The sequence below is a fragment of the Paenibacillus thermotolerans genome, from assembly GCF_028745515.1.
Taxonomy (GTDB): domain Bacteria; phylum Bacillota; class Bacilli; order Paenibacillales; family YIM-B00363; genus Paenibacillus_AE; species Paenibacillus_AE thermotolerans.
This window is the reverse complement of sequence record NZ_JAQZSG010000026.1, coordinates 48,066-69,627: the sequence shown is the minus strand read 5'-3', so window position 1 is coordinate 69,627 and position 21,562 is coordinate 48,066. Positions and strand designations below refer to the sequence as shown.

The 21,562-nt window shown below is 50.4% G+C and carries 16 protein-coding genes and 1 pseudogene; 1 reads left to right on the top strand and 16 read right to left on the bottom strand.

What is annotated here, in order from left to right:
- Nucleotides 1-23: 23 nt before the first annotated feature.
- The 3 genes from PT964_RS19340 to PT964_RS19330 form a co-directional block, all read right to left on the bottom strand.
- Complete coding sequence (locus PT964_RS19340) at nucleotides 24-878, bottom strand: DMT family transporter (RefSeq protein ID WP_274364993.1); 855 nt, start codon at nucleotides 876-878, stop codon at nucleotides 24-26.
- 147 nt (nucleotides 879-1,025) lie between these two features.
- On the bottom strand, nucleotides 1,026-1,802 hold the full coding sequence (locus PT964_RS19335; RefSeq protein ID WP_337995051.1) for a DeoR/GlpR family DNA-binding transcription regulator: 777 nt from the start codon (nucleotides 1,800-1,802) through the stop codon (nucleotides 1,026-1,028).
- 97 nt (nucleotides 1,803-1,899) lie between these two features.
- Entirely contained in the window at nucleotides 1,900-2,904 is a 1,005-nt protein-coding gene (locus PT964_RS19330) for a C-terminal binding protein (RefSeq protein ID WP_274364991.1), read from the bottom strand.
- Between the two features lie 222 nt (nucleotides 2,905-3,126).
- On the opposite strand from PT964_RS19330, the gene PT964_RS19325 reads away from it, so the two are divergent.
- A complete protein-coding gene (locus PT964_RS19325; RefSeq protein WP_274364990.1) occupies nucleotides 3,127-3,855 on the top strand; it encodes a GntR family transcriptional regulator in 729 nt (242 codons plus the stop codon).
- A 93-nt stretch (nucleotides 3,856-3,948) separates the two neighbouring features.
- Here PT964_RS19325 and PT964_RS19320 read toward each other — a convergent pair whose 3' ends face one another.
- From PT964_RS19320 to PT964_RS19260, 13 genes and pseudogenes are all read right to left on the bottom strand, one after another.
- Nucleotides 3,949-5,118: an MFS transporter gene (locus PT964_RS19320; RefSeq protein ID WP_274364989.1), complete on the bottom strand. Its 1,170-nt coding sequence runs from the start codon at nucleotides 5,116-5,118 to the stop codon at nucleotides 3,949-3,951.
- Between the two features lie 14 nt (nucleotides 5,119-5,132).
- Entirely contained in the window at nucleotides 5,133-6,446 is a 1,314-nt protein-coding gene (locus tag PT964_RS19315) for a 6-phospho-beta-glucosidase (RefSeq protein WP_274364988.1), read from the bottom strand.
- Nucleotides 6,443-7,423 (bottom strand): N-acetylglucosamine kinase, encoded by a 981-nt coding sequence (locus PT964_RS19310; RefSeq protein WP_274364987.1) that lies wholly within the window; start codon nucleotides 7,421-7,423, stop codon nucleotides 6,443-6,445. The genes PT964_RS19315 and PT964_RS19310 overlap by 4 nt, the downstream gene beginning before the upstream one ends.
- Nucleotides 7,424-7,438: 15 nt before the next feature.
- Nucleotides 7,439-7,906, bottom strand: a complete 468-nt coding sequence (locus tag PT964_RS19305) for a RidA family protein (RefSeq protein WP_274364986.1) — start codon at nucleotides 7,904-7,906, stop codon at nucleotides 7,439-7,441.
- Between the two features lie 24 nt (nucleotides 7,907-7,930).
- On the bottom strand, nucleotides 7,931-9,016 hold the full coding sequence (locus PT964_RS19300) for an alanine racemase (protein WP_274364985.1): 1,086 nt from the start codon (nucleotides 9,014-9,016) through the stop codon (nucleotides 7,931-7,933).
- A gap of 369 nt (nucleotides 9,017-9,385) precedes the next feature.
- Nucleotides 9,386-12,940: a family 10 glycosylhydrolase gene (locus PT964_RS19295; RefSeq protein WP_274364984.1), complete on the bottom strand. Its 3,555-nt coding sequence runs from the start codon at nucleotides 12,938-12,940 to the stop codon at nucleotides 9,386-9,388.
- Nucleotides 12,941-13,207: 267 nt separating this feature from the next.
- Nucleotides 13,208-13,993, bottom strand: a pseudogene (locus tag PT964_RS19290) (glucose 1-dehydrogenase).
- A 346-nt stretch (nucleotides 13,994-14,339) separates the two neighbouring features.
- Nucleotides 14,340-15,803, bottom strand: coding sequence for a DHA2 family efflux MFS transporter permease subunit (locus PT964_RS19285; protein WP_274364983.1), 1,464 nt, complete (start codon nucleotides 15,801-15,803; stop codon nucleotides 14,340-14,342).
- 93 nt (nucleotides 15,804-15,896) lie between these two features.
- Nucleotides 15,897-16,970: a Gfo/Idh/MocA family protein gene (locus tag PT964_RS19280; protein ID WP_274364982.1), complete on the bottom strand. Its 1,074-nt coding sequence runs from the start codon at nucleotides 16,968-16,970 to the stop codon at nucleotides 15,897-15,899.
- Nucleotides 16,970-17,830 (bottom strand): sugar phosphate isomerase/epimerase family protein, encoded by an 861-nt coding sequence (locus PT964_RS19275; protein WP_274364981.1) that lies wholly within the window; start codon nucleotides 17,828-17,830, stop codon nucleotides 16,970-16,972. The genes PT964_RS19280 and PT964_RS19275 overlap by 1 nt, the downstream gene beginning before the upstream one ends.
- Nucleotides 17,831-17,848: 18 nt before the next feature.
- Complete coding sequence (locus PT964_RS19270; protein ID WP_274364980.1) at nucleotides 17,849-19,009, bottom strand: Gfo/Idh/MocA family protein; 1,161 nt, start codon at nucleotides 19,007-19,009, stop codon at nucleotides 17,849-17,851.
- Between the two features lie 63 nt (nucleotides 19,010-19,072).
- Complete coding sequence (locus tag PT964_RS19265) at nucleotides 19,073-20,617, bottom strand: ABC transporter substrate-binding protein (protein ID WP_274364979.1); 1,545 nt, start codon at nucleotides 20,615-20,617, stop codon at nucleotides 19,073-19,075.
- Between the two features lie 55 nt (nucleotides 20,618-20,672).
- Entirely contained in the window at nucleotides 20,673-21,551 is an 879-nt protein-coding gene (locus PT964_RS19260; RefSeq protein WP_274364978.1) for a carbohydrate ABC transporter permease, read from the bottom strand.
- Nucleotides 21,552-21,562 lie beyond the last annotated feature (11 nt).

The window sequence follows — 21,562 nt, the reverse complement described above, 5'->3', positions numbered from 1 at the left end:
TTGTCACACATTTCTCACAAAAGTTAATGCCCGGAAGTCGCGATCATCATAATGCCTAGCACGACAGCGACCGAGGCCGCAATTCTTCTGTAGCCTTGCGACTCCTTCAGCACGAAAAAACCGAGCAGCGTACCGAATACGATTCCGACCTCGCGCATCGGAGCAACCATAGAAACATCGGTATTTCTCGCAGCGAATAAAAACAATAAGTATGAGCCCGGAGATAGGATCGACCCGATCCATAAAATATTGAGATGAGTACGAACGACACGTTTCAACCGGTCAACATGCAGTGCGGATGGCGTAAGCCCCAGCATGAAGCCGATATTCGTCACTTCAAGCAGCGCCAAGGGAGACAGGTGCTGCAAATTCACTTTGTCTATTAACGTATAAGTCGTTATGCAAAGTCCAACACCCAGCGCAAGCAGCACCGGTTTTAGATCCCCCTTGCGATGCTCCCTCCCCGGAACGCGCCCGATCATAACGAGAAACCCTATAAGCATACAGCCGATCCCGAGCCATCCCCATAGCGGTAGCTTTTCACCTAAAAGCACAACGCCAAAAACCGGTATAAGCAAGGTGGGCAATCCCCGCATAATCGGATACACCTGCGATAAATCGCCTGCTTTATAGGTATAGGCAAGCAGCGCCGAATATACGGCTTGCATTGCCAATGACAAACCTATGGTGAGCCATCCTTGAGCCGTCAGCTGGATTCGCGACAATTCGTTGACCAAAGCCGGAATGAGCGCAAGCGTAGTCGGCAGATACATCGCCCATAGGAATACCGGTTTATCCGTGCTCTTCTTAGCCAGCATGTTCCATACGGCATGCGCCAACCCGGAGCATAACACAAGAATTAGAGGAATTACGATCATGTATGATAAACACCTTCTCCCTTGATTACCGGAACATAATAACACGCAAATACACATAAACGCAATATAATAAAACCAAACACATCCGAGAATACAAAAAAAAGATCCCAGGTTCGTGGTAACCTAGAATCGTTTCATTTATTGATATTATCGGTATACGATTTCGACCCCGCTCTTGCCGAATTGCTCGACAAGCTCCCGGTCGATTTTCGAATCCGTTACAAACCGTTCGACTTCCGTTACGCCGCATACTTTGATTAACGAATTTTGTCCGAACTTGCTGCTGTCTGCAAGGGCGATGGATCGCTTGGCGTTTGCGTGCATAATTTTTTTCACTTGAACTTCGCCGATCGCGTTATCCGTAATGCCCGCTTCTAACGTAACCCCGCTCATACTCATAAAAAACAAATCCGCATGAAAGCGCGACGCAAACTCTTCCGCCAAATCGCCGATAATACTTTGCTCTTCTTGGCGAATAACGCCCCCGGTCATAATGAGCGTGTACCCCGGCATCGATATGAATTCGTTCACGATCGGAAGCGAGTTCGTAATGACCGTCAAGCGTTCGAACTTCATCTTCAGTTCCTTCGCGATCTGGGTGTTGGTCGTACTTGCGTCAAGCGCGACGGACATCCCTTCGGTCACATAGCGAACAGCAATTCGGGCCAGCTCCGCCTTCTCTTCCAAATATATGGATTCGCGGATCGGCAAGGGAATTTCCCGGCTGTAGTCCGGCTCCTTCAAAATCGCTCCGCCGTGCACCCGCCGCAGGTAGCCTTCGCTCTCCAAATATTCGAGGTCTCGTCTGATCGTCTCGAACGAAACTCCGAAATACTCCATTAGCTCCGACGCTCGGATCGATTTGTCCTGATTCAGTTTCTGAATAATGATTTGATGCCGCTGTTCAGCAAACAACTGCTCCACTCCTTACTTGCTATACTTCTTGAATAGAAGTTTACCATAAATCTGTTACATCCTCCCGATTTGCGGCTTCCGCTCTTCGCGTCAATTCTCAAAAGCGTCAAATTTCTTCCAGTTCCGTTCTTTGTTTTACTTCCGGATTTACTAAATAAGTCGGGTAATACCCCTGTAACACCTGCAGCACGTTTGTTGCGCATTTTGTTCGCAGCTCCGCCTGAGATTGCTCGGAGTACCATGCAACATGAGGAGTCAGGATTACGTTATCCATTGTCAGAAACGGGTGACCGGGTCGTATCGGCTCCTGTTCAATCACATCAAGTGCCGCGCCTGCCAACCATCCTTCTTGTAATGCCCTCACTAAATCGTCCTCGTTGACAATCGGGCCGCGCGAGGTGTTGATCAAGAACGCCGTTTTCTTCATGCACCGAAGCAAGCCTGCGTTCATAAAACCTCGCGTATGATTGTTTAGAGGTGTATGTACAGATACGAAATCGGATTCCCGCATAAGTTGCTCGAGCTCCGCCATTTCGCATCCGGACTGACGTACAATATCACTGCTTACAAATGGGTCGTACACCAGCACCTCAAATCCGAAAGCGCGAGCCTTCGAGGCAACCGCCCTTGGAATGCGCCCGAAGCCGATCAAGCCTAGCTTTTGACCTCTAATTCGAGTAATCGGGGTTTCCGCTTTATAATTCCAATGGCCGTCCCTTATATGCCGATTGTATTGGGGAATTTTACGATTCCAAGCCAATAGAAGCGCTAGCGTGTGATCGGAAACCTCATCCATGCAGTAATCCGGCACATTTGCCACACATATGCCTTTTGCCGTCGCGCTTTCTACATCAACTACATCGTACCCGACTCCGTATCGGGAAATGACTTTACACCTTTCCAGCCGTTTAATCACACGGGAACCGATGGGCGCATACTGGCTCATCAACGCATCCGCATTAGCCGCAGCTGCAATCACTTCCTCTTCCGTACGGCACTGTACTTTCACAAATTCAAAAGCTCCTTCGCCTAAATCGGCAAATACCGCTTCTTCATAGCTCAAATCAGGGTATTCATAATCGGTTACGACAATTTTCCAACGATAGTTCACGGCTATTCACTCTCCCGGACAATTTGCGGCGTGGACTTCACGAGTTTATATTTCCAATTAATTACATAATAACATTGATATAATGTTATTACCTTTTAAACCTTCCGTCAATTTACTATGTTCATCTTATAGTTTCTTGACCACTTGTCATTACAATAATATGATTATTTGTAATAACATTTTCGACAATAAACAACGTATTTAGGGGGAGCATCTGCAGTAATGGAGGAAAAGTCGGGAATTGCCCTTTACAACGTAGTTAAGGACAAAATTTTAGAGATGATCAAATCAGGCAAATACCCGATCGGGGAGCAGCTCCCGACGGAATCGGAGCTATGCAAGCAATTTGACGTAAGCCGCACGACGATCCGATTGGCGCTGCAGCAATTAGCGCTCGAGGGAAGAATTCACCGGGTGCAAGGGAAGGGCACTTTCGTTTCGAAACCGAAGGTGCACCATTCTATAACATCGCTGGAAAAGGGCTTTGCGGAGCAAATGCTGGACCAAGGACTTCGACCTGAAACGCGAGTATTGGATTTGATGGTGATTCCCGCTACTCCGGCGTTGGCCGCTTCATTGCAAATTGCCGAAAAAGACCCGGTCAATAAACTGTTGAGAGTGCGTTATGCCGATAACGAGCCTTTGGCTTACGAGGTCTCGTTTCTGCCTTGGAAATTTACCCCGGGCTTGCAACATGAAGATTGCGAAGGATCGCTGTACAAGCTCCTCCGAACGAAGTTTCAATTTCCCGTAAAGCGTACGGTTGAGTATGTCGAGCCTGTTCTTACGGATCAAATGACTTCGAATTACCTTAACATTCCGGAAGGAACCCCCGCCTTCTACTTGGAGACGACTGCATATACTGCCGATGAAGTTCCTATCGAATATAGCTACGGATATTTCAGGGGAGACCGCTCCAAATTTGTAATCGAAAGAAATTATCAATTATAACCCCAAGGCAATTCCAAACCCCGGTTGAAAACAAATAAGTCCCTGTTTTTCGGAGAAACCAGGGACTTACATCGTCCGTAACCTCTTTTCTTTTTATCCATTCGAGCCGGTTATAGCATAGTCTGTATCCCGCTGAACATGCTTTCTTGGAAATAAGATGAATAGCAGCGTAGCAAAGAAGCTAATGCCCCCCATAAGCAAGAAAAGAAACTGCGGCCCTTGGGTGTCGATGATCGCTCCCCCCGCCGCATTCGCGGCAATTCCCGCGATTCCGCCGGCCGCGGCAAATACGGACTGAGCGGTGGCCTTTCCGTTATCGGGGGCCATCCGGTTCACAATTTCTACGGCCGCCGTAAAATAAAAGGCAAACGCCACTCCATCCAATGCCTGCAATGCAAGCACCGCGCCAAGCGGCGGAGTAAACCCCATGACGGTGTACTTCACGGCGTAAGCGCACGTCCCGATCGCCAGCATCGGAAACAGCCCGATGCGCCGAATGACATATGTCGAAAACAAAAACAATGGAATTTCTACAACCGCGGCAATGGTGAAGTTCCAGCCGACCAGGTCAACGGGATAATGCAATTTTTGAAAGTAAATCGGCAAATAGCTAAAATTCATCGTAACACTTATCGAAATCAGCAAACATATGGCCACGAACAGGACAAACCGCCAATTCGTGAACACCGCGCCGAGCACCTCTCTGCCAAAGACAGAGGGGCGCTTCGGCCGATCGATTCGGGGAAACGAAAAAATCATCGCAAACATGAAGATTGCAAAAAACGCGTACGCCAGAAACATATACTTGTAGCCGACGCTGCTCAAAGCATATCCGGCAATCACCGTAATAAGCGCGAAGCCTATCGCTCCCCAAACGCGAACCTGACCGTAGGAAAACCCGAATGCCGGCGCTTTCTCAACGGCGAACGCATCCACTATCGGAGCCGTAGGCGTATTTATGAATGAAAAAATAATAGCGGTGACGATGATCGGCCAAAAGCTATGACTGAAGAAAAAACCGAATACCGCGAACGCCGATAAAAGAGTCGATACTTTCAGCAGCGTCCTGTAATCCTTCGAAGCATCGTTAATCAGCCCGAAAATCGGCTGCGCCACAATGCCGGTCAACGAACCCGCCGCGAGAATGATTCCGATTTCGCTTCCATTGAACCCTTGTTCGTCCAGAAACAAGCTCATAAAAGGCGAAACGGCGCCCATACCGAGATACAACAGCAAATAAAATACGGAGATCTTAATCCTCATTAAGGTGCGCCTGTTTATTGAAACTGAGGAAGGTATCGTTTATTTTCTTGCAAAATGTCGCGCAATATATTCTGAGCCAAAGCAGCCGAGCCTACCAACGGATGAATCGTTAGGGCTTGAAGCGCAGCATGGGTATCGCCGTAAACGGCCGCCTTCACCGTCAGCTCTTCGTATGCTTTGACAACCTGAAGCAGTCCCCGGATTTCCGGGCCGATCGGTGACTTGATTTGAAGCGGAGTCGCGCCGTCAGCGCCGATTACGCTATTTACTTCAATAGAAACGTCATCCGGCAAGCAAGCGATGATTCCGTTGTTTCTTACATTAACCGTTTGGATATCTTTTTTATCGTTATATATGGAAGAAATGAGATTCATGGCGACTTCCGAATAATAAGCTCCCCCGCGTTTTTCCAGCTGCGGAGGCTTCACGTTCAATTCCGGCTGCTTATAAAGCTCGAACAGCTCCGCTTCCACCTTCTTTACCGTATCGGCGCGCGTCGTTCCGTTTTCCAGCTGCTTCTTTTGCTCGGCCAGCATTTGATCCTTCATATAAAAGTATCGATGATAGCTGCAAGGCAAAGCGCCCAGCGACTGAAGGAATTCCGCATCCCAGCCGAAGTCTGGTATATTTTTCATCGTAAGACCGGAAGCGCCGGCCGCTTTATTGATAATACTGGAGGTAATGTCGATTCCGTCCACCAACACCCTCGTAGTCCAATTCAAATGGTTGATGCCCGCCATCTCGATATAAACCTTGGATACGTCCACGTCGCACAATCTAGCGATCTGCATTCTCGTTCCGATCGGAAGATTGCAAAGACCGATCGTGCGAACGTTCGTATGCTTCAGCACCGCTTCCGTAACAATGCCCGCCGGATTCGTAAAATTCAGCAAAAATGCGTTCGGCGCCAATTCCTCGATGTCTTTGCATATATCAAGAATCACGGGAACCGTGCGCAGCGCTTTGGCTAAGCCCCCCGCACCTGTAGTCTCTTGGCCGATGCAATCGTAACGCAATGGAATTTTCTCGTCTCTGGATCGGGCTTCAAGCAAGCCGACGCGCATCTGCGTCGTGACAAAATCCGCGCCGGAAATCGCCTCTCTCCGATCCAGGGTAAGGTGTAGATCGATCGGCAAGCCGGCCTTCTCGATCATGCGCTTGGCAAGCGCGCCGACGATCTCAAGCTTTTCGCGGCCTTCTTCGACATCTACCAAGTACAACTCTCTTATCGGAAGCTCATGATAACGTTTAATGATTCCCTCAATCAGTTCAGGCGTGTACGAGGATCCCCCGCCGATGACGGCTACCTTCAAGGCTTCCTTCCTCATTGATCATAACCTCCGTATTGAATAAATTTGTCGTATACCGCTTGAGGCGCATCAATGCCCAGATGGTCCATCCCCAGCAAAATGGAACCGTAGACAGGCGCCATTTCCGGAAGGATGAGCTCGAAATGCGGGTTCTCTTTTTCCACGGTACGCTTCAATGCATTCAGCAAATGCGGGTTTTTCCCTTTTTGCAGCACGCTGCCTACCAGTACAATCGGAATGGTAACGCCGTCAAAGCCCCCAAGCCTGCGAATGACCGAATTGGCGGCGATGCCGAGCTCCTTCCCGGTTGTTTCCAGCAGCTGAATCGCCAGCAAATCGCCTTTATCGGCAGCTTCGTGGAGTACGATCGTTACATTCCGAGGAACGCTGTACAGTTCATGATCGAGATAATGATTAAGTGTTTGCTCGAAATCGCTGAAGCCTAGAAATTGCGCCACCATATCCGGAAGGATGGATGGAATTTCACGGTATTCCCACGAACGGACGGCCGCCCGGAACGTCTCGCTCGCCATATGGCCTCCGCCGGCCGCATCTCCGTAAAGGTACCCGAAGCCGCCTGTCTGAACGGTTTGACCGGACGGATTTCTTCCCGCCGCATTCGTACCGCTGCCGCATACGAGGATGACGCCGATATTATCCTTGCTTCCCGTACGAAGCCCTTCCATCGTATCGCAAACGACATCCCAATTGGGAATTGGCAAACAACCGAGCGCGGGCCGAAGAATCGCAAAATCCTTCTCCCGATCCGCACCCGCAAGCCCGTATTGGACGAAATCAATGTCCGATGCTTGCAGATCGGCTTCCTTGAGCGCTATCTCCATAGATTCTCGGATATTCCGAATCGTCTCGTCTATTCCGTTCACTTGGTGATTTCCGCAGCCCGAAACTCCGCTTCCGAGCTTGTTACCGGCCTCGTCGACAATAACGGTGTAAGTTTTGCTTCCGCCGCCGTCTACTCCCATAATCAAGCGCAATATCCGAACCTCCTTTCAGTCTCGAATTTCAACGATGATTTCCGTCTCAACCGGCGTATGGAAAGGCAGCTCGCTTACGCCTATGGCGGAGCGGGCATGCTTTCCGTTCTCGCCGAAAACCTCAACGAGCAGATCGGACGCTCCGTTTATGACGTACGGCTGCTCTGCAAATCCCGGCGCACTATTTACAAATCCAAGCACTTTCACAACCTTCGCAATCCGATCCAAATCGCCTAAATACCATTTTAAAACGGAAAGACTGTTAATGATCGTTTGACGGGCGGCCTCCTGCCCCTGCTCAATCGTCAGCTCGCTTCCCAGCTTCCCTGTATAGATCAATTCGCCGCCCGCCCGTGCAACTTGACCGGATACATAAACGAGATTCCCCGTTTGAGTGCACGGGATATAAGAAAACTTAGGCTCTTCCGGTTCGGGCAAATCAATTCCTAATTCCTTTAATCGTTCTTCGATTTTTGACCTCATTCGGACAGTCACTCCCGTTCTTTGTCAAGAAAGCATTCCTCTGGCAAACACCGTTTTCTCATGAATACCGCTGTCGTCTTCAATATAAACCTTATTATGCAGGTTCAAAGTGCTGCAGATATGATTCGGAATCACATGCAGCACATCGCCGACCTGAAACGGGTCTTCTTTACGGATTCGGACCATTCCGTGCTCTTCCGAAAGACGCTCCAGGATCGCATGAGGCGCTTCTACAATATGGCCGTACCCTTTAAGGAACAGCGGTTTGGTGTCCGGCGCAATGTCCGTTGCGAACGTTTTGCTGCCGCCGTCAATAACGACGAAATCGTCATCCGGCCGGCTGACAACGGTAACCCGAACAGCAGCTGCGCACTCCTCCAAACTGCAGCAACCGAGAGCCGCCTGCCAACGGTCAAAAAATACGTATGTTCCCGGCCTCACTTCCGTAACTCCTCTAACTTGAGCCGCAAAAGGTGCCGTGGGCGTCGAACCGACGCTAATTTCGCTCACTTCAATCCCCGCGTTCCTCATACGTTCGGCCAAATCGACCATGAGCCTGCCTTCTTCAAGCCCTGCCTTCTCAAAATCGAGCGTAGGATTGCCGTCCATAAAAGAACCGCGGAACGTATAAATGCCTTTAAAAATAAGAAACTCCAAGCTTTGCAGTTGATAGGCAAGCTTCATCGCATGCTCGTACCGCACACCGGTTCGCTTAAATCCGGTATCGACCTCCATACGAACCCGGATCGGTCTGTTATGCCTTCTTGCGACCTCGGACATTTTTACGGCGCCTTCTATGCTGTCTACTCCTACTGTGAGATGAACGCTGCGGTTTAGCTCGGCCGCTCTCTCCAGCTTCGCTTCCGTTACAACCGGATAAGCTACGAATATATCGTCGATACCATGTCCGGCCATGACCTCCGCCTCGGACACCTTGGCAACCGTGATCCCGCAAGCCCCCGCTTCCAATTGCTTTTTTGCAATATCCGGTATTTTGTGAGTTTTCGTATGGGGACGCAGGTTAACGCCATATCGTTTCGCGATTTCGGCTGCCTTTCGTATGTTCTCATCCATTTTGTTCGCATTGATTATAATCGCCGGAGTATCCATCTTCCCTATTTCCCCTTTCAATGACTACACGAATTCAGGATCTTCGCACCACCTTCAATCAATTGATAAATATTAATCGGGTTAGGTTTTGATTCTGCTTATCTCGGAATTTGTTGTTACAACAAGATTATTATTGTTATAACAAATAGTCAATGATTATTTCCAAGCGTTCAAAAAACGACGGCTCGGATGCAGCCGGTAAAGAGCGCAACGCTATTGGCGGAACACAATGTCCGCTGATTCGCGGCAAACGGCGGAATCCCGCGATTTAACGGAACAAGATGACCGCTAATTTGTTGTTCCGGCACAAACAAAAAAAGAGACAGTCCGAGTGGTCTTCCGCCTCGAACTGTCCCTTTATGATAATTGTTATTGTAATCGTTCCGCCAACCGGATTAAGACCGCCGCATGCTCCGAGATCAGCTTTTTCCCAGCCAGCGCTTCAAGCTCTTGAATGAGGGGAGTAATCTGGCGCTTCTCCAGCTTCTTAAGGAGCGAGTCTTCAACGCCTTGTTCCCCGTCGCCCGTCACAAACTCCCGAATGAGACTTGCATAGCCCTCTTCCGTTACTATCACCGTATACGTCGCCGAAACCGTCGCTTTGTTTCCGGCCGCATCCTCCGCTTCAACCGTCAAAAGATGCTCGCCCGGCTCCAGCTCGAACGCGCGAGCATGTACGAGCGGACCTGTGCAGGGATTATACACGATGCCGGATACCGTATCCGATACTGCACATGTGATAGTCACCGTATCGTCGATGGCGAATGCTCCCGCCCCGACGATCTCGATTGTCGGCGCCGTCCGGTCTACCGGAATTTCGACCGACAACGCTTGCTCTATGTTTCCTGTACGGTCGGTTGAGCGGTACAGCAGCGTATGAACGCCGTCAGCCGCAATCGACACCGGTTCAGTGTAGAGCGTCCACGTTTCCCCGTGATCCGTGCTGAATTCCGTACGCTCCACTCCGCTCAGGTCGTCGGCTGCGCTCAGCTTTACGGAAACCTCCGACACGTACCACCCGTTATTTGACGTGCCCTGGGCGGCTGCTGCCGTAACAGGCGGCGCCGTATCCAAAATATTCGTCATAGTAATTCCGCCGCTCGGCTCGCTCTCATTATGAATACGGTCTACGGCCGTCACAACGTAGGTGTAGGTTAGTCCGTCCGCTGCAGTGCGGTCGATGTACGTTTGCACGGCCCCCTCCCGCTTCCGTACCGTATCCACGATTCGTGCCGCTTCTTGCACGCTCCCCGCCGTTTCCCCGTCGAATCGATACACTACATAATACGACTCATCGGTTGCCCCGCTGCCGTACCACGTCAGCTCCACGCCCGCAGGCTTGCGGATGGCGGAAACAATCGCCGGCGCGCCCGGAGCCTCCGCATCGATCCAAGGCATCGAAGGAATGAGCGCTTTATATTTGTAAAGATCATTCTTCAACCGGTCGGTAAATCCGAGCGGATTTTCCGGCAGCCACTTCGCGCTGAAGAACATGCTTCCTTTCACGTTATCGAAGTTTCGGTTATATGCAACCTGTGTCGGCATTTCGTCCGGATTCATCCAAGCCGGGTCGGAGCTGCCGATTCGGTAAACCGCTTGGCCGCTGTATAGGTGAACGTTTTTCCCTTGCACAAGTCCGTTCCACCATTCGATCAGCTTATCGTAGGCCGCAGGCGAGTAACCCATGTACCAGTAAATTTGCGGCGTAATGTAATCGATCCACTCATGCTCCACCCATTTCTTCGTGTCCGCATAGATGTCGTCATAGGCGCTCAATCCGTTCGTATCGGAGCCGGAAGGATCTTGGCTCTTGTTTCTCCAGATCCCGAACGGGCTGATGCCGAATTTCACATAGCTCTTCTCCCGCTTGATCGCCGCCGCCATTTCCTGAACGAACGTATCGACGTTGTTTCTTCTCCAATCCGCCTTGTTCGTGAAGCCGCCGCCGTACTGCTCGAACGCTTCTTGATCGGGGAAGTCGACCCCGGAAACCGGATACGGATAAAAGTAGTCGTCAAAATGCACCGCGTCAATATCATAGTTCTTCACTACTTCCATAATGCTGTCGATAATGAAGTCCTTCGCTTCCGGAATGCCCGGATTGAAATACAGCTTGCCGCCGTAGCTGACGACCCAATCCGGATGCTGGCGCGCCGGGTGGTCCTCTACGAGAAGATCGATCCGATCGTGAAGGCTGATCCGGTACGGGTTAAACCAAGCATGGAACTCCATATTGCGTTTGTGAACCTCTTCCAGCATGAAGGCGAGCGGATTATAGCCCGGATCCTTGCCTTGAACGCCCGTGAGCCACTCCGACCAAGGCCCGTATTCCGAAGGGTAGAAAGCGTCCGCCGTAGGCTTAATTTGCATAATGACGGCGTTCATGCCGGCCGCCTGCAGCTCATCCAGAAGCTCGATATACTCCTGCTTCTGCTGCTCCGCCTCCGTCACGCCCTTGCTCGGCCAATCGACATTGTCGACGGTCGCGATCCAAGCGGCTCTGAGCTCCGTCTTCGGAACGACGGCTACTTTATTGACCGCCAAGTAGTAGCTTGCCGACTTGCCTTGGTATGTCGCCGTTATTCGTGCGGCTCCCGGCTTCAGCGCCTTCACTTCGCCGGTCGGGCCGACGGATGCTACGCCGGGGTCGCTGCTGACGAAAGCAACGCCGCTCGTAATTTCAACGGGCTCCGGCAGCCAAGTATATGTACCGAACACTCGGGCCTGACGGGTTTGCCCGATCTCCATCGTCCGCAAGCCGGACAGTGCGATGGATTGCAGCACCGGCACCGGATCCGTTACCGTCACCGCATGCGTCGCCGTTGCCCCGTCGTATTGAACGGTAATGACCGCCGTACCGGTTTTCAGCGCGCTGATCCGTCCGGAGGCGTCCACCGCCGCAATGTCGGGGCGGCTGCTTTCAAATGCGGCGCCGCTCACAATCGCAGCCGGTTCCGCAGACCCGCCGTATACGGCGTATACCCGAACCCGCTCGCTCGTGCCCGCCTCAAGCTTAACCGGAGCGGACAGCGGCAGCGATTGCGGAGCAACCGGCTCATCCGTAACGGTTAGCGTATACGCCGCTTCCGGCGCGTTGCCGTAGCTTGCGGTAATGACCGCTGAGCCCGCCTTGTGCGCATGCACCGTTCCGTTTGCGTCGACTGTCGCCACCTCCTCATTGCCGCTTCGGAAGGATATGCCGCTTGTGACTTCCACCGGCTCCACTGCGTTCTGATAAGCGGCGAACACCTTCGCTTGCAGCGACTCGCCCGTTTGCATCGGATGCAGTCCGGCGAAGTCCAGGCCGTACACGGTCGAATCCGTATAGAACGCTCTCAGCTGATCGAAATAGATCGCGCCGCTGTTTTTATTGTCCGCCTTCGTCTCGGCAATATAAATTTGATTGATTTTGATCGGCGGCTTGAGCGTGGCGGGAACGGCGACCGACACGTACCTCCAGCCCTTCCAGTTCAAGCCGCTGCTCGAAGTGAAATCAACCGGCGCCAGCGTGCCTGTGGAATCCCGCAGCTGGGCCCGCAGCCAATGGTTGTTCCCGTCGCCGTACACCCATAATCCGATTTTCTTGGGCTCTCCCTCGATCGATCGTCCGGCCGTACCATCCGGGTCCCGTAAATTGACGTAAGCCGCCGAGGTGCCCGGTTTGCCTGTAAAATCATAAGAGAGTTTAACGGCATGCTGGCCGTGATAGATCGTCTCCGGCCGGCTTACCAAATCCAGCCGCACCGAATTCGCTTGGGCGGACGATGCGACCAGCCCGGCAAGCTGCTCAAAGCCTTCTACCGTCGACGCCGGCGCCGCTCCGGCTTTGGCGGTCGGGGCAAGTACGAACATGACGCTAAGAAATAAAGATAATGCCGTAATCGCCGAGATCGGTCTCTTGAAGCGTTGCACGTACATACTCATTACTTCACTTCCTCCTCATGAATTGTATCCGCTTTCAATTCCCTTCGTCTGTTGCCGCTATTCGGCCCATCCCCCCTGTTTGTAACGATTGGGTTTCAATCCCCCCTTTTACAGACTATTAAATTTAATTTCATTTTTCAATACCTTTTTGGAATTTTATTTCAAAAAAAATCAACAAAAATCCCCCGCTTTTATACCCAATGCCTGGATATATAAAAGCGGGGGATTTGATTTGGAAAAACAACGGGTCACAAATTAAGTATTTACTTAGTATTTATACGATTGTCCTCCATCGATCGGAACGACGGTTGCATTGATAAAAGAAGCTTGATCCGATAACAAGAAAGCGACTAAGTTTGCCACCTCTTCAGGTTTGCCGAATCGTTTCATTGGGTTTACGCTTACGAACTCTTTGCCCGCCTCTTACCAGTTGTCGCCGCCGATTTGTTTTAAAGAAGCTTCAACCATCGGCGTCATAATCGCTCCGGGAGCAATCGCATTGATGGTAATTCCATATTGCCCGTACTCGATGCCGGAGTTTCTGGTTAACCCTACAACGCCATGCTTGCTCGCTGCATATCCCGACTGATTCCCGACACCCCGGATTCCTCCGACGGAAGCCGTATTTACAATCGAACCGGAACCTTGTTGTTTCATTACTTTTAAAACATACTTCATTCCAAAAAATACACCGTTCAGATTCACGCCCAGCACCTTGCCGAATTCGTCGCTGCCATAATCTTCAGTCAAGTTCTGCTTTCCTTCAATTCCGGCATTATTGAAGAACCCATCGATTCGGCCGTATTTCTCCATCGTTTTGTCAACATAATGTTTTACCGATTGTTCATTCGAGACATCCGCGGTAATGACAAGCACCTCCGCTTCCGGTGCTGTTTCCAGAATCATTTTCTTTGTTTCCTCTAAAGAATTGCTGTTCAAATCAACCAATGAAAGCTTTGCTCCTTCTCTTGCCGCTTGCAAAGCGGAGGCCCGCCCTAATCCGGAGCCTGCCCCGGTGATTAATACTACTTTCCCTTCGAACCGGTTACTCATGTTGTAAAAATCCTCCTATGTTGAAGTCGGCTCTAATTTTTCCCAAAACGAATCGAAACATACAAAAGTGCAATTCAGAAAATACATTTATCATGTTCCCCAGTCATTTGTCAGCGATATTGACTAATCTGTCAGCGAGCGCTGACTATTTTGTCAATCTTATTGACACTTGCAACCGCTAGTCAATCGGACTGACTATTTTGTCACTCTGCGCTGACAATTTTGTCTACTTGACTGACAATTTTCAACCGACCGGGCCGGACCGGACCCAACTCGACCCTGTCCATCCTGCGCACGCATATGCACCTGCACCTTTGCCTGCCAACGTTTGCCCACGGTTCCCCAGTCATTTGTTTGTTGCTTCATGCACTATGCAAATATCCCTTTTTTTCCGATCCAGTATAACAGCTAACGCGATCATGTTTGCCAGACCGGCAGCGGCGAAGATCGCGGCTGCCGTGAAAGAGCGGTTCACACCGTGCAATAAGCCTGCCGCCGCTATGTCGCCAATCGATCCCGTTGCCGATGGCGCAATGCCCGCTCTTGACATTTCCTCGGCGATATACAGGTTGGATTGCGCTGTCATGATCGTTGTCATGATTGCGGCTCCAATGGAACCGGCGATCGCTTGCAGCGTGTTTTGCATCGTTGCCCCATGACCGTGCAGTTCAGGCCGCAACGCGTTCAGCCCGGCAGTCATTAACGGCATAAACAGAAAAGTAAGACCGAATGAGCGGACCGTATACACTATCACCATCGGCAACACTCCTGTCGTTTCTGTCAAATTCGTATAGAATGCGGTCGTCATTACTAATAGAAGCATGCCGATGAACCCCAGCCACTTTACACCGAATCGATCATATAGTCTCCCGGCTAAAGGTGACGTAATACCCATTAAGATCGTGCCCGGCAATAGAAAAAAGGCAGTCTCTAAGGCACTCATCCCGCGGCTGCTCTGCAAATAAATCGGCAATAAAATCATGGATGCGAAAGTGACGCAGTTTACAAGGAAGCTGATAACGATCGAAAACGTATACTCAGCGGATTTGAAAATTTCCAGATTAATGAGCGGCTGTTCCAGTCTCAGTTGACGTGCTGCAAACCACGCAAGAGAAATCATTCCTATCACAATTGCGGTTATAACGTAAGGGCTCCCCCAACCAAGTACTCCTGCCGACCCGAAGCCGTACAAGATTCCGCCGAAACCGAGTGTTGATAAAATAACACTTAGTACATCAAGCTTTACCGGCTTTGGTTCGGACACATTTCTTAAAATAAAGCTTGATGCGATCAGTGCGGCAAGCGAAAACGGCAAAACAGACAAGAAGATATAGTGCCACGAAAGCTTTTCGAGCAATATTCCCGATAAAGTCGGACCTACTGCCGGCGCAAACGTTATTGCAATACCTACCATGCCCATCACTGCTCCGCGTCTCTCCATAGGGAAAAGCCGGAATACGACGCTGAATAATAAAGGCATAATAATGCCCGCACCCGTAGCCTGCACAATTCTTCCGAATAAGAGAATCGAAAAGGCCGGCGCCATTCCGCATAATAGTGTTCCGATGGAAAAGATAAACATGGCGGAGAAAAAAAGCTGCCGCGTCGAATACCGTTCCATTAGGAAAGCCGTAATTGGGATCGTCACCCCATTGATAAGCATATAAAGCGTGATGAGCCATTGGGCTGTTGAAGCTTGTACGTGAAATGTTTCAATGATCGTCGGCAAAGCAACATTTAAAACCGTTTGATTGAGGATCGCTGCAATGGCCCCTAGTAAAAGTACCGTTAAACTTGGCCCTGTTTTCACCTGCCGCCCCCCCACCGATATCATAAGAAAATGCCGTCAAGGCAGATTATCTCCGCCGACAACGGCATTTGACCTGTTACATGCTCTCTATGGTTACTCCAGGCGAATCGCTTGCTGCTGCGCCAATAAACAAAGCTCCGCCGCTTTGAAAATATGCTCTTGAGTCATGGCATGCTCCGTTCGGTTCAAGCAATCCAATATCAATTGCCCGAAGAACGGGAACCCGACCCGCCCATGCAAGGAGTAATGCCGCTCCCCTTCATGGTTCACCAAATACAACTGATCTCCCTCGTTGTCCCGCGCGATATCGATATATTTCCTAAGCTCAATATAGCCGTCCGTTCCTAGAATGATCGTTCGTCCGTCGCCCCATGTCCCCAGTCCGTCCGGCGTCAGCCAATCGACCCGGAAGTAGAAGGTTGCACCGTTGTCGCCGACCAGCGTTGCATCGCCGAAGTCCTCCAGTTCGGGGAAATCCTTTGCCCGGTAGTTTGCTACTTTGCTGCTGACGATCTTTGCGTCTTTGCAGCCCGCAAAGTATAGAAATTGCTCGATTTGATGACTTCCGATATCGCACAATATTCCGCCGTATTTCTTCTTCTCAAAAAACCAAGCCGGGCGGGACGCTGCGTTCAAGCGATGCGGTCCCAAGCCGATTACCTGTACGACCCGGCCAATCGCGCCTTCCCGGATGAGCTGTCCGGCAAACACCGCGCTTTCCACATGCAGCCTCTCGCTGAAATAAACGGCGTACTTCCGTCCTGTTTCTGCAGTTTTCGCCTTAGCCGCCGCCAGCTGCTCCAATGTCGTAAACGGAGTTTTATCCGTAAAGTAGTCCTTGCCGCGATCCATCGCCCTCATCCCCAGCGCCGCCCGTTCGGACGGGACGGCGGCAGCCGCGATCAAACGAACCTCGGGATCGTTAAAAATTTCCTGCTCCGATGATGCCGCCTTCGCCTGAGGGAATATTTCGCAGAAAGATTGCACCTTCATCGGGTCCGGATCGAAAACCCATTTCAACAAAGCTCCGGCCTCGATCAATCCGTTGCACATGCCGTAAATATGGCCGTGATCGAGCGCGATCGCGGCAAAGACGAACTCCCCGGGGTTCACAACCGGGTTGGGCTTTCCCCGGGGCGCATAGTTCATGCCGTCTTTCTTCTGCATTAAAACCAATCCTCGTAGCCTAGTTTTCTCAAATGGTCAGCGGAAGCCTTCAAGCAATCAAACGGATCGCTGCCGTACAGATCGTCTTGTTCGACCAAGAAGTGTTGAGCTCCGCTTTCCAGGCCCGCTTCGATAATGCTCTTCAAATCCAAATTGCCCTTGCCTAGTTCGGCAAACTGGATGATGTTGTTAAATGCGTCCGAAAACTTCTTCGGATCAAAGCCTTGAGAAACATCAATATTCACTTGGCCGATGCGGTAATCCTTCAAGTGGATCAACGCAACGCGCCCCGCGTATTTCTTAATAAACTCCGCCGGGTTTTCACCGCCCCGTTGAATCCAGTGCACATCCATCTCAAAACCAAGGCGGGTCGTGTTGTTTTTGATGATATCCAGCAAATACTCTCCGTCGTATTTTTGGAACTCCACATGATGGTTATGATAATATAAGTCAATTCCGTGCTCGGCCAATTTCGCCGCGATCTCATCCGCTTTTTTTACAAATGCCATAATTTTGTCTTTATCCCCGATGGCGGTGAACGGAAGCATACCGATACGCAAGAAGCTGCAATTCAATGTTTTGCAATCCTGCACGATTTTATCGAAATCGGTGGATAAGGTTTCGCCCGGCATGCCGGGGAACATGGGCTCCACCGCCGCGGACAGCGCCGCAATGTCAATTCCGAAATCGTCCGATGCCCGCTTCATCTCCGACACATTGCTCGGAGTCATCGGAATTTGCGACACCTCCACACTGCGGTATCCGAGCTCTCGAACTTTCCGCAGCGTTTCATAAACGCCGATTTCATCCGCTTTCCCTTTCAGCATCATCATTTGAACGCCGATTTTTCCTTTATTCATCTGCCGAACGCCTCCTCTTTACACTTTGACCGGGTTTGCGGCTTCCTCTTCTATTTTTTTATTCAATTCGGATAAGAACAACTCTTCGTCGAACGGAATCTCGACTTCTTTCCCCAGCCAGCTGGAAAGATGAATCGCGTTCGCTAAGGTTACGCCGCGGATGCCGTCGCTGCCGGGCGCGATGAGCGGCGTGCCGTCAATAATGTTGGCGGCGAAGTTTTCCATTACGGCAATATGCTGCGTGCCCCACTGACTTCCGAATTCCAGCACCTCTTCGGTGTATATATTCGAATCGCTTTGCCCCATGAATATTTTCATAACATCCTGCATGCTCATGGTGGCGCTCATTTCGTTCTCGGACGTATTCAACCGCTTGATCGTTACCTTCTTACTGTCTTCGACAATGATCTTCCCTTTATCGCCAAGGATTTCAAATCGGTCCGTACCCAGCACATCATGCGTGCACGTAACGAAAACGCCGGTAGCGCCATTGCCATAGTCAAGCAAAGCCGTCACTTCGTCTTCGACGGCGATTTTGCGTTGATAGCCGTACTTTACGTTGGAGTATACCTTCTTGGGCATCCCGCAAATCCATTGAAGCAAATCGAGCTGATGAGGAGCTTGGTTGACGAGCACACCGCCGCCTTCTCCGGCCCAGGTCGCTCTCCACGCACTTTGGTCGTAGTAGCCTTGCGGCCGCCACCAATTCGTGATGATCCAGTTGGTTCGGCGGATGGCGCCGATTTCGCCGCTGTCGATGAGTTCCTTAAGCTTCTGATATAACGGGTTCGTTCGTTGGTTGAAGAAAATTCCGAAGGTTAACTCCGGTTTGGACGCAGCAAATTCGTTCAGCTCACGAACCTGTTTCGTATATACGCCGGCCGGCTTTTCAACCAATGCGTGAATGTTTCGCTTTAATGCTTCGATGCCCATCTCCGGGTGCAAATAATGCGGGACGCACGTCACGATCGCATCAACGGTGCCGCTCTCCAGCATGTCGATATAATTGTCGTAGAAAGGGACGTCGGGGTATTTCTCCAGGCTTACCGCCCTCTTGGCCGGGTCAATGTCGCAAATGGCGCCGATTACCATATTTTTCACTTTGCCTTCGGATAAAAATTTGGCGTAAAATCCGCCTTCCGCTCCTAAACCGATAATCCCCATGCGTACTTGCTTCATTTCGTCGCACCTCGCAATTGATTTGGATACGGGCTTCACGCTGACGTGAAGCCCATTCGTTATTTATTGCTTCGCCCATTCGTCAAGCTGCTTCTGCTTCTCGTCAATGATCTTTTCGATGCCTGCCGCTTTAAGCTGTTTAATAAACTCCGGCAATTGCGTTGCGGGATCTACCGTTCCGGTTTCCAATGCGTTCTTGAACTGGTTCTGCACGTTCGTCACGGAGGCGATTTCCGTCTTTACGTTTTCCGCGTTGAAGGAGAAGCCTAATGCTTTGGATTTTATGGCATCTTGATTGAATTTCGACATTTGCTCATATATGGTAGAGTCTGTGCCGTTCCATACATAGGATAAAAACTGATTTCCGAACATCCAGCCTTGGTTTAAACCGTACCCGGTATTCGCGGCATCAACCCCTTCCGGATAGTCAATGACATTATCCGCCACTTTCACGTAATGCTTGCCTTCCACTCCCCAGTCGAGCAAATCCACGATTTGCTTATCGGTGAATAACAGATTGATGAACATCATAGATCTTTCCGGATTTTTCGCGTTATTCGGAATACTCCATAAGACTCTTTGTATTTTGCCTGTCGTCGCTACTGCGGGCTTCAGCCTGATCGAGACCATCTCATGAGCGGTCATTCTCGATTCTTGCTGCTCTATCCCAGGCTTCATATGCTGCAAGTAAGAAGCGGCCTTGCCTGCCTTAACCAAGGCCGGTCCGTATTCCGTAGTCGTTACAATGTCTTTATGAATAAAGCCCGCCGTATACCACCTTCTTACCGTATTCAGCAGCTGCGCATATTCAGGCGTTTCAAACCAGTTTACGACTTGAAGACCGTTATCATGGTTCGGGAGTACGCCGAAGCCTTCTCCCAGCGGATCCATATAGGCAGGGGAGATCGTATCTAAAAGACTATTTCCATACCGGGTCATTGGAGCCATATTCGGCTCGTTGTCTTTAATCGTTTGAAGGATCGGGTCCAAGTCGTCCAAAGATTTTACTGCCGACAGATCAAGCTTGTATTTGTCAACGAGATCCTTGCGGATGGTGAAACCGTATTCATCCGCCAAATCCTTAACTCCAGGGATGCCGTATAGTTTCCCTTCAATTTTTGCGGCATCGAGGAATTGGGGATCCTGCGCGTCCAGCGCCTCTTTCGCCCCTTGCCCGTATTGGGCGATCAAGTCGTCTAGCGGAAGGTAGTATCCTTTGGCTACATCTTGGCTGTATGTCCCAAGGCCGCTTAAAATCACGTCTACTTTTTCATTGCCCGACAGCATCAGCATCGTTTGCTGAACCCATGCCCCATAGTTAATCGGCACAAGCTTAACGGTCGCGTTCATTTTTTCCTTCGTTATTTTACTGATTTCGTCCTGCACAAGCTGTAAATCTTTGGGCTCGCTGCCGGCGGCAAAAACCATGACAATCTCATAAGGCTTTAACTCGTCGTTACTTTTTGACGAAGCCGTTTCTCCAGCAGATTCTTTGGATCCTTCGGCCGGCGGCTGATTGCCGTTTCCGCCGCTGCATGCGGCCAGAAGCAAGCTGAACATCATTAAAATCGCTACGAATAATCTTGTTTGCTTTAACGCCGTTTTCATCCAATAGCCCCCTAATTGAAATGATATATGCTAAACTGGCCCTTCCAGTTATAGCTCAGCCCTTGACTGCTCCGATCGTAATGCCTTTTACGAAATATTTTTGAAAGAACGGATACGCGATAATAATGGGGATGACCCCGATGACAGCCATTGCCATCCGCATCGATTGCAACGGAATGTTGGCTCCTATTTCGGCTGCAATGCCGTCTTGGCTTGTTTTTAGAAACTGAATATCCAGCAGGATGCGGTTCAACAAATTTTGAAGGCTGTATAATTTGCTGTCCGTAAGGTAAATCAATCCGTTAAACCAGTCGTTCCAATAATTAATCGTCTGGAATAGCCCGATCGTTGCAAGCACGGGCGTCGACAGCGGCAGCACGATGCTGATAAATATCTTGAACTCCTTGGCGCCGTCAATGTAAGCCGATTCGATAATGGCTGATGGAATCGTAGTGGCAAAGAAGGTTCGCATGATGATGACGTAGAACGCGTTCAGCAGCAATCCAGGGATAATTAATGCCCATAACGTGTTCTTAAGATCAAACAAATTCGTGTAGACGAGATACGTGGGAACAAGTCCCCCGTTAAACAGCATCGTGAAAAAAACGTAGAAGGCCAGGAAGTTGCGAAACGGCATGTCCTTTCGAGATAACGGATATGCAAGCATCGCAATGACCGTAAGTCCCGCCGCCGTCCCGATCACGGTTACCAGAATCGTAATGCCGTAAGCCCGCATGATGTTTTCGGCGTCATTCATCAAAAATTTGTATGCGTCAAGGCTGAAATCTTTGGGAATGATCGAATATCCGCTCCGGATAATTTCCATGTCGTCGGTTAACGAGGAGGAAACAAGCAGAACGAATGGGTAAACGCAGAATACGGTAATCGCCAGCATAAGGAGATTTATGCTTCCTTGATACAATTTTTCCGCCATCGGAACTCCTC